The 15,085-nt window shown below is 66.5% G+C and carries 8 protein-coding genes and 1 pseudogene; 3 read left to right on the top strand and 6 right to left on the bottom strand.

Annotated features, from left to right (window positions below; genetic code table 11):
• Positions 1-28: 28 nt before the first annotated feature.
• From ACFOLG_RS06900 to ACFOLG_RS06875, 6 genes are all read right to left on the bottom strand, one after another.
• Positions 29-511 carry a GlcG/HbpS family heme-binding protein gene (locus ACFOLG_RS06900; RefSeq protein WP_386089978.1) on the bottom strand — a complete coding sequence of 161 codons (483 nt, stop codon included), beginning with the start codon at positions 509-511 and terminating at the stop codon, positions 29-31.
• A 450-nt stretch (positions 512-961) separates the two neighbouring features.
• Positions 962-1,588, bottom strand: coding sequence for a response regulator transcription factor (locus ACFOLG_RS06895; RefSeq protein WP_386089975.1), 627 nt, complete (start codon positions 1,586-1,588; stop codon positions 962-964).
• A complete protein-coding gene (locus ACFOLG_RS06890; protein WP_386089972.1) occupies positions 1,585-3,018 on the bottom strand; it encodes a sensor histidine kinase in 1,434 nt (477 codons plus the stop codon). Before ACFOLG_RS06890 ends, ACFOLG_RS06895 begins: the two co-directional genes overlap by 4 nt.
• 59 nt (positions 3,019-3,077) lie before the next feature.
• Positions 3,078-3,788: a substrate-binding periplasmic protein gene (locus ACFOLG_RS06885; RefSeq protein WP_386089969.1), complete on the bottom strand. Its 711-nt coding sequence runs from the start codon at positions 3,786-3,788 to the stop codon at positions 3,078-3,080.
• Positions 3,789-3,900: 112 nt separating this feature from the next.
• The gene (locus tag ACFOLG_RS06880) at positions 3,901-6,159 is read right to left on the bottom strand and encodes an Orn/Lys/Arg family decarboxylase (RefSeq protein WP_386089967.1); all 2,259 of its coding nucleotides are present in this window, start codon (positions 6,157-6,159) and stop codon (positions 3,901-3,903) included.
• Between the two features lie 665 nt (positions 6,160-6,824).
• On the bottom strand, positions 6,825-8,273 hold the full coding sequence (locus ACFOLG_RS06875; protein WP_386089966.1) for a phospholipase D-like domain-containing protein: 1,449 nt from the start codon (positions 8,271-8,273) through the stop codon (positions 6,825-6,827).
• A gap of 257 nt (positions 8,274-8,530) precedes the next feature.
• Between ACFOLG_RS06875 and gltB the strand changes: the two genes are divergently transcribed.
• The 3 genes and pseudogenes from gltB to ACFOLG_RS06860 form a co-directional block, all read left to right on the top strand.
• Positions 8,531-12,976, top strand: coding sequence for a glutamate synthase large subunit (gene gltB, locus ACFOLG_RS06870; RefSeq protein ID WP_386089964.1), 4,446 nt, complete (start codon positions 8,531-8,533; stop codon positions 12,974-12,976).
• Between the two features lie 144 nt (positions 12,977-13,120).
• On the top strand, positions 13,121-14,536 hold the full coding sequence (locus ACFOLG_RS06865) for an FAD-dependent oxidoreductase (protein ID WP_386089963.1): 1,416 nt from the start codon (positions 13,121-13,123) through the stop codon (positions 14,534-14,536).
• A 190-nt stretch (positions 14,537-14,726) separates the two neighbouring features.
• Positions 14,727-15,085, top strand: a pseudogene (locus tag ACFOLG_RS06860) (transposase); the annotation flags it as partial.

Genomic DNA, 15,085 nt, shown 5'->3' with positions numbered 1-15,085 from the left:
GCGGCGGCCAACGTTGGCCGCATGCTGCTTACTTGAACATCGCGGCGTTGGCGTCGATGGCCGCCAGCGCGCACTGCTCGTCGAGGTGGCCGCCCGGTGCGCCGCCGATGCCGATGGCGCCGATCACTTCGTTACCGGCCTTCAGCGGCACGCCGCCGCCCAGCAGCAGGAAGCCGGGGATGTCGGTGAGGTTGGCCGCGCCCGGGTTCTTCTGCGCGTTTTCCATCATCGCCTGGGTCGGGGCCTTGGCGGAGGCGGAGGTGAAGGCCTTGGCCTGGCTGGCGGCGATGGTGTGCGGGCCGGCATTGTCGGCGCGGGCGAAGGCTTTCAGGTTGCCGGCGCGGTCCACCACGCTGACCCCGACGTTCCAGCCCTTGGCCTGGCACTGGGCCACGGCGTCGGCGGCCAGCTTGTGGGCATCGGCCAGCGAGATGTTGCGCTCGCTCAGCGGCGCGGCGTGGGCGAGGGTGGCGGCGGTCAGCAGCAGGGCGGTGCAGGTGGTGCGGATCATGGTGAAGCTCCTGTTGGTGGTGGTGCGAGGGATGTCTGCATGGTAGGCAAACCTCGCCGCCGGCAACATTCGGTCGATTACGCCGCGGGCTCCGTAGTGCTACGGAGGCAAGGCTGGCCGCAAGCCATGACTGGTTTGCGGCCAACGTGTTTTGGTGGTGGGGAATCCGCTGCGCGGATGATGGTTGAAGTTGCCGGTTCCGCCCGGCGGACGGGCCAGGGGGCGTGCCGCCGCCCCCTCGCGACCCCGCTCGCCCCAATGGTCCGCGAAACCCCGGCAAAACAGGCCCGCGCAAGGCGCCGCTGATTCGCCGCTTGCTAATGGCGCGCGGCTCAAGCAGCGTCTTAAAACCTTGCGCAGACCTGTTTTTCCGGCGCTTCCCGTGGGGCAGTCGGGCGCTTCACAACGTTGGCCGCATGCTTTGTACCGGCTGGCCAAGCAAGGTGGTAGCTAGCTGCTTGTGTCCGCCAGCAGCACCAGGTAATGGCGGATCAGCTGTGCCAGGGTGTCCACTTCCAGCTTGGCGAACACATTGGCGCGGTAGGTTTCCACCGTGCGTGGCGACAGCGCCAGCTCGCGCGCGATTTCCTTGTTGCTCAGGCCGTCGGCGATGCGCTGCAGCACGTCCAGCTCGCGGCCGGACAAGCGTGCCAGCTTCTGCCGTGCGGCCAACGTGGCCGCCTGCCGCTCGCGGCTGCCGATGTGCTGGCGCACCGCCTTCTGCACGGTGTCGAGGAACACGTCGTCGTCCACCGGTTTCTGCAGGAATTCCACTGCGCCGCTCTTGAACGCGCGCCGGCACAGGTCGACGTTGCCGTGGCCGGTGAGCATGATCACCGGCAGGTCGCTGTCGGTGGCCAGCCGCTCCAGCACATCCAGCCCGCTGATGCCGGGCATGCGGATGTCCAGCACCACGCAGCCGATGGCGCCGCGGTCGTGGCGGGCGAGGAAGGCCAGCGGGTCGGCGTGGCCTTCGCTGCGCAGGCCGACGCTGCGCAGCAGCAGCGCCAGCGCGTCGCGCACCGCGTCGTCGTCGTCCACCAGGTAGATCAGCGGGGATTGCTGGTCGTGGTTCATGTGCTGCTCTCCGCCAGTGGCAGGCTCAGGGTGAAGCAGGCGCCGCCGGCCGGCAGGTTGGCCGCCGTGAGCTGGCCGTGCATGCCGTGCGCCAGGGTTTCGCTCAGGCTCAGCCCCAGGCCCATGCCGCCTGTGCGGGTGGTGAAGAAGGGCTGGAATAGCCGCGGCAGCACCTCGGGCGCGATGCCGGGGCCGTCGTCGCTTACCGTCAGCCGGTAGTGCGCGCCCTGTGCCTCGCCGCGCACGGCGATGCGGCCACCACGGTTGCCCAGCGCCTCGGCGGCGTTCTGCACCAGGTTGTGCAGGATCTGCTCCAGCGCCACCGGCTCGGCCTGCAGCCGCGCCTCCGGGCTGGCGTTGTGCCAGCTGAGCGCGATCCGGCGGCCGGCCAGTTCGTCGTGGCGCAGCCGCAGCAGCGATTCCAGCAGCGGTTGCGGGTCCAGCGGCGCCACGCCGCCGCCGCCGGGCTGGCTCACCATGGCGCGCAGGCGGCCGACGATGTCGGCGGCGCGCCGCGCCTGCGCCGCGCTGGTCTGCAGTGCCTGGCGCACGCTGGCGCGCTCGTCCTCGTCGTCCAGCATGCGCTCGGCGGCGCGCACATTGGCGAGGATGGCGGTCAGCGGCTGGTTGAGTTCGTGGGCGATGCCGGCGGCCATCTCGCCCAGCGTGCCCAGGCGGTTGAGGTTGGCCAGCCGCGCCTGTTCCTGCGCCTGGCGGCGCTGCGTGCGCGCCTGCAACCGCGCGCGCAGCGCGAACAGCAGCAGGCCGAGCCCGGCGGACAGCAGCAGCCAGCGTCCCCACGGCCACTCGGCCAGCGTCAGCACCCGGCGGCTGTGGAAGGCGAACGGCTGGCTGGCGGCCGGCAGGCGCTTGTCCACGCCCAGCGGCCAGCCCCACGGCACCGGCTGCGGCTGCCGCGCCAGCAGCGCCTGCTCGCCGCCCGGCAGCGCCAGGCTGATGCGCGCCAGTGCCGGCGGCCAGTCGCCGTCGGCCAGCAGGCGACGGGCGTCGATCAGCAGGCTCCAGCCGGAGCCGTCCACCAGCCAGTAGCCGCCGTTGGCGGCCGGCAGCGCCTGCGGCAGGTGGCGGCGTGCGGCCAGGCTGGCGTGCCGGCCGATGTCGGCCGGCGGCGTGCTGGTGCCCTGCCAGCCTCCGGGCTGCCAGCGGCCCATCGCCAGCAGCTGCGGCATGGCCGGGCGCAGGCCGGCCAGCAGGCGCTCGGGCGGCGGCGGCTGGTCCAGTTGCGCCAGGGTGGCCAGCACCGCGTCGTGCTGCACGGTTTTCTGGCTCAGCAGGCGGTGGGCGATGCTGGAATCCTGCAGGAAGCGTTCCTGCTGCTCGCGCAGCGCGAAATAGCCCAGCAGGGCGCCGCCCAGCGCGCAGGCCAGCAGCCAGCCGGCCAGGGCGCGGCGCAGGGAGAGGGTAGTCATGGCGGCATTATGGCACGGGGCCTAGACGGCCTTGCTCCGTAGCGCTACGGAGGCGCCGCTCAGGGCAGGTAGCGGCGGGCGATGCGGCGGGCCTCGCCGTTCTGTTGCAGCTGTGCCAGCGCATCGGCCAGCTTGTTGGCCGGTAGCGGGGCGCTGTCGCGGTTGCAGCCCAGCCAGGAGTCGGCGCGCGCCAGCGGCAGCACCTGTTTGATGTCGATGTGCTGCTGCTGCGCGTAATAGCGCGCCACCACGTCGTGTACCGCCCACAGGTCCACGGCGCGGTCCTGCAGCATCAGCAGGCTGTCGGCCGGGGTGCGGGTGGTGCTGTAGCGCAGCTTGTGTTCCTTGAGGCGGTTTTCGGCGGTGGTGCCCAGCATCACCACGATGCGCAGGCGGGCGGCGGCGGCCAGATCGCCGGGGCTGGGGGCGTTGTTCAGCGCGAACAGCCCCAGTTCGCCGCGGTGCAGCAGCCCGACCCAGCGGTACAGCACTTCGCGCTCCGGCGAGCGGCTGAGCGGGTAGGCGCAGGTGTTGGCGGTTTTCAGCGCCGCCTGCTGCGCCCGTTTCCACGGCAGGTCGGTGCGGATGTCCAGGCTGACGCCGCTGAGGCGCGCCGCCTGTTGCAGCAGCTCATAGCCGATGCCGCTGCGCTGCCTGGCGTCGCTGAGCATGCTCAGCGGTGGGTAGTCGGTGGTGTAGACGGTGAGGTCGGCTGCCGGCAGCGCCGGCGAGGCCAGCAGCAACAGGCCGGCGAGCGCGAGGGGTTTCATGGCGTCGGCTCCACGAGGGCAGTGCTTCATTATGGTTACTGTGCCGAGGGCTACAAGCCATGCGGCCAACCTGGCGGGGCAAGGTTGGCCGCATGCTTCAGAGCCGGGGCGATCAGGCGCGGACGCAGTCCACGCAGTAGGTCTTCCGGCCGTCGATCTCGGTGGCTACCAGGCCGTGCACGTCGGTCTCGAAGCCCGGCAGCTGGCGGTTGAAGGCCTGCACGAAGCGCAGGTAGTCGACGATGGTCTGGTTGAACACCTCGCCCGGAATCAGCAGCGGGATGCCCGGCGGGTACGGGGTCAGCAGCACGGCGGTGACGCGGCCTTCCAGCTGATCCACCGGCACGCGTTCGATGTCGCGGTGCGCCATCTTGGCGAAGGCTTCGCCCGGGCGCATTGCCGGCGCCATTTCCGACAGGTAGATCTCGGTGGTGAGGCGGGCGATGTCGTGCTCGCCATACAGGCGGTGAATCTTCAGGCACAGGTCCTTCAGGCCGACGCGCTCGTACTGCGGGTACTTGGCGACGAATTCCGGCATCACGCGCCACAGCGGCTGGTTCTTGTCGAAGTCGTCCTTGAACTGCTGCAGCAGCGAGATCATGGTGTTCCAGCGGCCCTTGGTGATGCCGATGGTGAACATGATGAAGAAGCTGTACAGGCCGGTTTTCTCCACCACCACGCCGTGTTCGGTGAGGTACTTGGTGACGATGGCGGCCGGGATGCCCAGCTCCTCGAAGCTGCCGTCCAGCGCCAGGCCCGGGGTGAGGATGGTGGCCTTGATCGGGTCCAGCATGTTGAAGCCGTCCTCGATGCCGGCAAAGCCGTGCCAGCTGTCTTCCGGCTTCAGCGTCCAGTCGGCCGGGTCGCAGATGCCGTCATCGGACAGCGCATCCGGGCCCCACACGCGGAACCACCAGTCTTCGCCGTACTCCTCGTCCACCTTGCGCATGGCGCGGCGGAAGTCCAGCGCCTCCACCAGCGATTCCTCGACCAGCGCCTGGCCACCCGGCTGCTCCATCATCGCGGCGGCCACGTCGCAGCTGGCGATGATGGCGTACTGCGGGCTGGTGGAGGTGTGCATCAGGTAGGCTTCGTTGAAGCTCATGGTATCCAGCTGGCGGTTCTCCGGGTCCTGCACCAGGATCTGCGACGCTTGCGAGATGCCGGCCAGCAGCTTGTGGGTGGACTGGGTGGAGAAGATCATCGAGTCCTTGCAGCGCGGACGGCCTTCGCCGATGGCGTGGAAGTCGCCGTAGAAGTCGTGGAAGCTGGCGTGCGGCAGCCAGGCTTCGTCGAAGTGCAGGGTATCCACCTCGCCATCCAGAATGCCCTTGATCTCTTCCACGTTGTAGAGGATGCCGTCGTAGGTGGACTGGGTGATGGTGAGGATGCGCGGCTTGGCGCCGTTGTTCTTGGCCAGTGCTTCGCGGGCGAACGGGTTGGCCGCAATCTTGGCGCGGATCGATTCCAGCGAGAACTCGCTCTTCGGAATCGGGCCGATGATGCCGTAGTGGTTGCGCGTCGGCATCAGGAACACCGGAATCGCCCCGGTCATGATGATGGCGTGCAGGTTGGACTTATGGCAGTTGCGGTCCACCAGTACGATGTCGCCGGCGGCCACGGTGCTGTGCCATACGATCTTGTTGCTGGTGGAGGTGCCGTTGGTGACGAAGAACAGGTGGTCGCAGCTGAAGATGCGTGCCGCGTTGCGCTCCGACGCCGCCACCGGGCCGGTGTGGTCCAGCAGCTGGCCCAGTTCGTCCACCGCGTTGCACACGTCGGCGCGCAGCATGTTCTCGCCGAAGAACTGGTGGAACATCTGGCCCACCGGGCTCTTCAGGAATGCCACGCCACCGGAGTGGCCCGGGCAGTGCCAGCTGTAGGAGCCGTCGTAGGCGTAGTTCACCAGCGCGCGGAAGAACGGCGGTGCCAGGCTGTCCAGGTAGCTCTTGGCCTCGCGGATGATGTGGCGCGCCACGAACTCCGGGGTGTCCTCGTGCATGTGGATGAAGCCGTGCAGCTCGCGCAGGATGTCGTTGGGGATGTGGCGCGCGGTGCGGGTTTCGCCGTACAGGTACACCGGGATGTCCGGGTTGCGGCGGCGGATTTCGGCCACGAAACCGTACAGGCCGCCCAGCGCCGCTTCGGCGTCTTCGTCGGTCTGGAACTCCTCGTCATCGATGGACAGGATGAAGCCGGCGGCGCGGCTCTGCTGCTGCGCGAACGAGGTCAGGTCGCCGTAGCTGGTGTAGCCGATCACGTCCATGCCTTCGGCCTTGATGGCGTCGGCCAGCTCGCGGATGCCGGAGCCGCTGGTGTTCTCGGAACGGAAGTCCTCGTCGATGATGACGATGGGGAAGTGAAAACGCATACCTGAGTCCTTAGTTGCTTTAACTCGGACACTGCTGGTACTGCGCAAAGACCGCATGGGCAGAGCGTGAATCATGCCGGGTGCATGCATGATCCGTGGCACCTGTAACGCCGCTGGCGGCCTTCACGGCAGGGCCGGAAGTGTCACTCGGTGCGCGTTGGGGCACAGTTCTGTACGTACGACGTGATGCCGCCGCCCTGGATGGCTGGCCTTGAGGCGCGTTGTTTTAACCGGTGGCAGTCAGAAAACGGGGGGCGACTGCAACCGGAACAAAAGGGGCGCTTTGCACCGCGGTCCGCACTGGGAGGCAAGCCTCCTTCACGTCTGCCGGCTTAGGGTGTTGTCTACCGCTGCCGGCTTGGCCGCAGCGGAAAACACCTTCGAATAACCCAAGAAAGCGCGCATTGTAGCGGCATTGTCCGCCTTCATGTTGCGCAGCAGTATTACAACGCGGATTTTTCTCGCCGCCGCCGGCCGGCGCCCTGGTCGGGCTGCTCGCATGGCATGGGCCGCCACCCGTTTTGGCGGTGCGGCGCGGCGCGCGCGGCGGTGTGCCGTCTGCCGCGACCGGGCGCGTGGCTGTCCGCGGTAGTACGGAAAATCAAGGGTTTAGTGACGGTGGCATGGCCGGTGCCAGCGGCGGCAGGTGCGTGTCCATGCAGCGGCTAGTGCTGCTCCGGCGCCGGCGGCGGGTGTTGTTTTTTCTTCCGCCGGCGGCGGTACAGCAGGCGGGCGCGCAGCAGCACGCTGGCGGCGGCGAATAGCAGCAGCGCGGTGAGCGGCAGCGCGGCCAGGTAGGGGAACACGCTGATAGCGATGGCCAGCAGCAGCAGCACCAGCCCGATGCTGAGGAAGGCGCTGGCCTCGCTGTCGTCCACGTCGCGGGTGCCGCGCACCGCGCTGTCCAGCACCACGCCGATGCGTGCCGCCTGGCGCGCGGCGGCGGCGGCGCTGACCGCGGCTTGCTGCCGCAGCGGCAGACGTTCCTGCCGCGCCCGCGCCCGCGCCGGCACCGGGCGGCGACGTTGGCCGCCGAGCACGATCTCGGTGGCGTTGTCCAGGTCGTGCAGGAAGCGCTGCGCCATGATGTCGGCGACACCGGCATCCTCGATCGCCAGGTCGATTTCGCGGTTGGCCAGCCAGCTGGACAGGTTGAGGTTGCTGGAGCCGATGCGCGCCCAGCGCTCGTCGGCCACCGCGGTCTTGGCATGCACCATCGGCCCGTTCCACTCGAACACCCGCACCCCGGCTTCCAGCAGCGAGCGGTACTGGGTGCGCGACACGGTGGCGATCCAGCCGATGTCGCTGGCGCGCGGCACCAGCAGCCGCACGTCCACGCCGTCGCGCGCCGCGTGCTGCAGCGCGGTGAGGTAGGCGCTGGTGCCCATGAAGTAGGCGTCGGTTAGCCACAGCCGCTCGCGGGCGAAGCCGGCGATCAGCAGGTCCAGCCGCATCAGGTTGGCAGTGGCCGGGGTGGTGGCGATCAGCCGCGCGGCGATGCTGCCGGCCTCGCCGCTGGCGGCCAACGTTGGCAGCTGCAGCGGGCTGCCGCATTGCTCCCAGCTGTCGGCGAAGGCGGCGATGGCGTCGCTCAGCAGCGGGCCGGCCAGGCGCAAACCGGTGTCGCGCCAGTCGTTCCAGCGCGAGCTGGCGCACAGCCCGCCGATGAAGGCCTGCGCGCCATCCACGATGATCAGCTTGCGGTGATCGCGCCCCAGCAGACGCAGGCCGCGGGTCAGCCCCGGCGCCTGCCACACCCGCACCTGGGCGCCGGCCTGCAGCAGCGGTTTGAAGAAGCCGCGGTAATGTTCGCGCCAGCAGCCAAGCCAGTCATACAGCAGGTACACCGGCACGCCGGCCCGCGCCCGCTCGCACAGCACGGCGCGCAGCTGGCGGCCGAAGTCGTCGTTGGCAAACAGGTACATTTCCACCAGCACCAGCTGCTGCGCGTGGGCAATGGCGTCCAGCCAGGCGGCAAAGTTGGCCGCGGCATCGAACAGCACGTCGACGCGATTGCCGGCCACCAGCGGTGCGCCGGCCGAGCGCGCCAGCGCCTGTTCGGCCAGCTGGCGGAACAGCGGCGGCGCAGCCGTGGGATGGTGAAAAAATGCCATATGTTTACTGTCGGACAATATTTGAAATTCAGTATTTTGTAGGGGTGAAAATACAGTGTTTGGCTGTCGTTTTTTTGAAGGTTGATGTCCCTATAACGTAAAGTCGGCGTCTTATGCTGCTGGCGAAATTCGGCAAAAAAACACGCTAAGTTGTTGAATTTGCATTGATAATGCGTCGCACAAAAAGCGGTTGCAGGTCAGCTATCTTGACCTTAGAATCGAAGGCATTCGCTTCACATTATAAGCAGGGACAAACGATGGACAGACAGCGTTGGCTGGAGGGCACACTCTATAGCCCAGATTTCGAACAGGACAGCTGTGGCTTCGGCCTGATTGCGCAGCTGGACGACAAACCTTCCCATTGGCTGGTGCAGACCGCCATTTCCTCGCTGGCCAAGCTCACCCACCGCGGCGCGGTGGCGGCCGACGGCAAGTCGGGTGACGGCTGTGGCCTGCTGTTCCGCAAGCCGGACGGCTTCCTGCGCGAAGTGGCGGCCGAGGCCGGCATCACGCTGAAGGCGATCTACGCCGCCGGCCTGGTGTTCAGCCACCCGAAGGACGGCGAGCGCAGCCGTTCGCGCCTGCAGGAATACCTGGAAAGCCAGGGCCTGGAAGTGGCCGGCTTCCGCGCCGTGCCCATCGACCTGGACGCCTGTGGCGAGCAGGCGATGGCCTCGCTGCCGAGCTTCCACCAGGTGTTCGTCAACTGCCCGTTCGGCATGGACGAGCTGGGCTTCCAGCGCCGCCTGTACATGGGCCGCCGCCAGGCCGAGAAGGCCAACAAGGCCGACGATCCGTATTTCTACATCCCGACGCTGTCGCCGCACACCCTGTCGTACAAGGGCCTGGTGACGCCGGACAATCTGCACAAGTTCTACCTGGACCTGTCCGACCCGCGCTTCGAGTCCAGCCTGGCGGTGTTCCACCAGCGCTTCTCCACCAACACCTGGCCGCAGTGGAAGCTGGCGCAGCCGTTCCGCTTCCTGGCGCACAACGGTGAGATCAACACCGTGCAGGGCAACCGCAACTGGGCGCGTGCCCGCGAGCGCATCATGACCTCGCCGCACATCGACATGGACGCCATCCGCCCCATCGTGCAGACCGACGGCTCCGACTCCATGTCGCTGGACAACATGCTGGAAGGCCTGCTGATGGGCGGCATTCCGCTGTTCCGCGCGCTGCGCCTGCTGGTGCCGCCGGCATGGCAGAACGTGGACAGCACCGACAAGGACCTGCGCGCCTTCTACGAATTCAACTCCATGCACATGGAGCCGTGGGACGGCCCGGCCGGCATCGTGCTGACCGACGGCCGCTACGCCGGCTGCATGCTGGACCGCAACGGCCTGCGCCCGGCGCGCTGGGTACTGACCAAGGACAACATCCTCACCATCGCCTCGGAAGTGGGCGTGTGGGACTACAAGCCGGAAGACGTGGTGAAGAAGGGCCGCGTGAAGCCGGGCCAGCTGTTTGCCGCCGACCTGCAGACCGGCGAGATCCTGTACCCGGAAGACATCGACGCGCAGCTGAAATCCGCCAAGCCGTACCGGCAGTGGATCAAGGACGCCGGCTCGCGCCTGGAGCTGTCCATCGAGGACGACGCCGGCCTGGAAGCGTGGCCGAAGGAGCAACTGCTCACCTACCAGAAGCTGTTCAACATCAGCTTCGAGGAGCGTGACCAGATCCTGCGCGTGCTGGCCGAGGACGGCCAGGAAGCGGTGGGCTCCATGGGCGACGACACCCCGATGGCGGTGCTGAGCGAGAAGGTGCGCTCGCCGTTCGACTACTTGCGCCAGCAGTTCGCCCAAGTGACCAACCCGCCGATCGACCCGATCCGCGAAGCCATCGTGATGTCGCTGAACACCGTGTTCGGTCCCGAGCGCAATATGTTCGAGGAGACCGCCGAGCACGCCAAGCGGCTGGAAGTGCGCAGCCCGGTGCTGTCGCGCGAGAAATTCCTGCGCATCACCACCCGCACCGAGCCGTACCTGAAGGCCACCACTTTCGACCTGTGCTACGACCCGGCGGAAGGCGGCCTGGAAGACGCCATCCGCAAGCTGTGCGCCCACGTGGTGGAAGCGGTGCAGGAAGGCTCCGTGATCGTGGTGCTGTCCGACCGCACCATTGCGGCCAACCGTCTGCCGATCCACGCGCTGTTCGCCACCGGTGCCGTGCACCATGCGCTGATCGATAGCGGCCTGCGCTGCAAGGCCAACATCCTGGTGGAAACCGGCACCGTGCGCGACCCGCACCAGATGGCGGCGCTGATCGGCTACGGCGCCACCGCGGTGTACCCGTACCTGGCGTACCAGACCATCGTCGACCTGGTGCAGACCGGCGACGTGAGCCTGCGTGTCAACGAGGCGCTGCAGCACTACCGCAAGGGCATCAACAAGGGTCTGATGAAGGTGCTGTCCAAGATGGGTATTTCCACCATCGCCAGCTACCGCGGCGCCCAGCTGTTCGAAGGCATCGGCCTGCACGAGAGCGTGGTGGCACTGTGCCTGAAGGGCACCGTGTCGCGTATCTCCGGCGCCGGCTTCGAGGACTTCGAGGACGACCAGCAGAAACTGTCGCGCCTGGCGTTCAACCCGATGCGCCCGGTTACCCACGGCGGCCTGCTCAAGTACGTGCACGGCGAGGAATACCACGCCTACAACCCGGACGTGGTGCAGATGCTGCAGAAGGCGGTGCAGAACACCGACTACGACGCCTACAAGCAGTATGCCGAGCTGGTGAATACCCGCCCGGTGGCGATGTTCCGCGACCTGATGGCCGTGAACCTGGACGGCATCACCCCGATCTCCATCGACGAGGTGGAGCCGGTGGAAAGCATCCTCAAGCGTTTCGACTCTGCTGGCATGTCGCTGGGCGCGCTGTCGCCGGAGGCGCACGAGGCGATGGCCACCGCCATGAACCGCCTCGGCGGCCGTTCCAACTCCGGTGAGGGCGGCGAAGATCCGTCGCGCTACGGCACCGAGAAGATGTCCAAGATCAAGCAGGTGGCCTCCGGCCGTTTCGGCGTCACCCCGCACTACCTGGTGAACGCCGAAGTGCTGCAGATCAAGGTGGCGCAGGGCGCCAAGCCGGGTGAAGGCGGCCAGCTGCCGGGCGACAAGGTATCGCCGCTGATCGCCAAGCTGCGCTGCTCCAAGCCGGGCATCAGCCTGATTTCGCCGCCGCCGCACCACGACATCTACTCCATCGAGGATCTAGCGCAGCTGATCTTCGACCTGAAGCAGGTGAACCCGAAGGCGCTGGTGTCGGTGAAACTGGTGGCCGAGCCGGGCGTGGGCACCATTGCCGCCGGCGTGGCCAAGGCCTATGCCGACCTGATCACCATCTCCGGCTACGACGGTGGTACCGGCGCCAGCCCGCTGACCTCGGTGAAGTACGCCGGTAGCCCGTGGGAGCTGGGCCTGACCGAAGCGCAGCAGGTGCTGCGCGCCAACGGCCTGCGCGGCCGGGTGCGGGTACAGACCGACGGCGGCCTGAAGACCGGCCTCGACGTGATCAAGGCCGCACTGATGGGCGCCGAGAGCTTCGGCTTCGGCACCGGCCCGATGATCGCGCTGGGCTGCAAGTTCCTGCGCATCTGCCATCTGAACAACTGCGCCACCGGCGTGGCCACCCAGGAAGTGAAACTGCGCTCCAAGTACTTCATCGGCCTGCCGGAAATGGTAATGAACTACTTCCTGTTCATCGCCCAGGAAACCCGCGAGTGGATGGCCAAGCTCGGGGTGCGCAATATGGAAGAGCTGATCGGCCGCATGGATCTGCTCACCCTGCGCGAAGGCGCCACCGGCCGCCAGCAGAAGCTGAACCTGGCGCCGCTGCTGTCGCAAGGCAGCGTGCCGGACAGCGTGCCGCGCTTCTGCGTCAGCGACTCCAACCCGTCGTTCGACAAGGGCGAGTTTGCCGAGCAGGTGCTGCAGGATGCGCTGCCGGCGATCAACAACAAGCAGATGCTGGCGCTGGAATACCCGATCGAGAACACCCATCGCTCCATCGGCGCGCGCCTGTCCGGCGAGATCGCCCGCGTGCACGGCGCGCCCGGTTTGCCGTTCGGTTGCCTGAAGGTGAAGTTCCACGGTTCCGCCGGCCAGAGCTTCGGCGTGTGGAACGCCCCGGGTCTGCACCTGGAGCTGGAAGGCGACGCCAACGACTACGTCGGCAAGGGCATGGCCGGTGGCCGCGTGGTGATCTACCCGCCGAAGAACGCCGCTTACAAGCCGGATGAGTCCATCATCGTCGGCAACACCTGCCTGTACGGCGCCACCGGCGGCCAGCTGTTCGCTGCCGGCGTGGCCGGCGAACGCTTCGCGGTGCGCAACTCCGGCGCGCTGGCGGTGATCGAAGGCGCGGGTGACCATTGCTGCGAATACATGACCGGCGGCAGCATCATCGTGCTGGGCGATACCGGCTACAACTTCGGCGCCGGCATGACCGGGGGCTTCGCCTTCGTCTACGACCCGGCGGAGAAGTTTGCCTATCGTTACAACAACGAGCTGATCGACATCCATCTGATCAACGGCGAAGCCATGGGTATGTACCGCGCTTACCTGCTGGAGAAGATCGCCAAGCACGTGGAGCTGACCGGTTCGGAAACCGGCCGCGCCATGCTGGAGAACTTCGACGACTACGTGGATTACTTCTGGCTGGTGAAACCGAAGGCCGCCAAGCTCGACAATCTGCTGAAGGACTAAAGGGACGGGCGGTACGTCCGCCCCTTATGTGCCCGCTTGACCCTGCTGCCATCCTGGCGCAGCCGGGCAGCAAGGAGCGGGCCGCTTGACTAAAAAGGTAGCGGCATGCGGCCAACGTTGGCCGCATGCCGGAGGAACGGAATCATGGGTGACGTTTTCCAGTTCATGAAGCTCTCGCGCAACCCCGGCGACAAGGTGGAAGTCGCGGTGCGCAAGATCGAATTCAAAGAAATTTATACCCCGCTGCACACGGTGGATGCCGCCGAGCAGGCCGGGCGCTGCCTGTCCTGTGGCAACCCCTACTGCGAGTGGGAATGCCCGGTGCACAACTACATCCCCAACTGGCTGAAGCTGGTGAACGAGGGCAAGCTGTTCGAAGCGGCGGAAATGTCGCACAAGACCAACAGCCTGCCGGAGATCTGCGGCCGCGTCTGCCCGCAGGACCGCCTGTGTGAAGGCGCCTGCACCCTGGAGCAGGGTGGTTTTGGTGCGGTAACCATCGGCAGCATCGAGAAATTCATTACCGACGAGGCCTACAAGGCCGGCTGGCGGCCGGACATGTCCAAGGTGGTGTGGAGCGACAAGAAAGTCGCCATCATCGGCGCCGGCCCGGCCGGCCTCGGCTGCGCCGACGTACTGGTGCGTAACGGCGTGCGCCCGGTGGTGTTCGACCGCTACGAGGAAATCGGCGGCCTGCTCACCTTCGGCATTCCCGAGTTCAAGCTGGAAAAGACCGTGGTGCAGCGCCGCCGCGAGATCATGGAAGGCATGGGCGTGGAGTTCCGCCTTAACACCGAGATCGGTCGCGACATCCAGATCGAGGAACTGCTAAACGACTACGACGCCGTGTTCATGGGCATGGGCGCCTACAAGTACATGAAGGGCGGCTTTGACGGCGAAAACCTGCCGGGTGTGCTGGAAGCGCTGCCGTTCCTGATCAACAACGTGCGCCAGAGCCTGGACACCCTGCCGGCCGGTGAGTCGCCGGTATCGATGGCCGGCAAGCGCGTGGTGGTACTGGGCGGCGGCGACACCGCCATGGACTGCAACCGCACCTCCATTCGTCAAGGCGCCAGCAAGGTGATCTGCGCCTACCGCCGCGACGAGGCCAATATGCCTGGCTCCAAGCGCGAAGTGGGCAACGCGCGCGAAGAGGGCGTGGAGTTCCTGTGGAATCGCCAGCCGATGGGCATCGAACAGGCCGCCGACGGTAGCCTGCGCCTGAAACTGGCGGAAACCCGCCTCGGTGCGCCGGACGCCAAGGGCCGCCGCAATGCCGAAATCGTACCGGGCAGCGAAGAAGTGATCGAGTGCGACCACGTTATCATCGCCTTCGGCTTCCAGGTGGAAGCCGCAGACTGGTTCGAGCGCCAGGGCATCGCCAGCGCGGCCAATGGCCGTACCCTGGCCGCTGGCAACAGCGTGTTCAAGTACCAGACCAGCAACGCCAAGATCTTCGCCGGCGGTGACCAGGTACGCGGCGCCGACCTGGTGGTGCGTGCGGTGTTTGAAGGCCGCGAGGCGGCGGAGGGGATGCTGAGTTATATGCAGGTGTGGTAAGAAAAAGAATGTGCGGCCTAGCTTACCGCCCGCCGAAAGGCGGGTTTTTTCTGGGAAAGATAAAGGGGACAGGAGGTGGGTCTGACCTCAAGAGTGTCAGGTATGGATAGTAAGGCTTACTTGACCTGCTCCCCTTAGGCCTTACAATCGGAAGTAGAGAGAAGTTCGTCTCTGAAGGAGAATGATGGACATAAAGGAGAGGAGACTCACCGAAGAACAGATCATCGGTTTTCTCAAGCAGGCCGAACTGGGTATGGCCATCAAGAAGGTCTGCCGTCAGGGCGGCTTTTCCGAGGCCACCTTCTAAAATATGGCGGCATGAATGTCTCCGAACTCCAACGCGCTCACGACTTGGAGGCGGCGATTGCTCGTCTCAAGAAGTTGCTGGTCAAGGCCCATCTCGACATCGAAGCTCTCAAGTTCGCCTTCGGTGTAAAGCGTTAGCCCCGCAGGCCAAGCGGCAGGTCGTTAGCGTGATATTGAGCAGTGGATTGGCGCTATCAGAGTGCCGAGCCTGCCGGCTTGTGGGACTCACCCGAGATGCCTAGA

The sequence above is a fragment of the Vogesella facilis genome (genome assembly GCF_042648525.1).
Lineage (GTDB): Bacteria > Pseudomonadota > Gammaproteobacteria > Burkholderiales > Chromobacteriaceae > Vogesella > Vogesella facilis.
The sequence above is the reverse complement of the archived record's forward strand: the minus strand, read 5'-3'. Positions and strand labels throughout refer to the sequence as shown.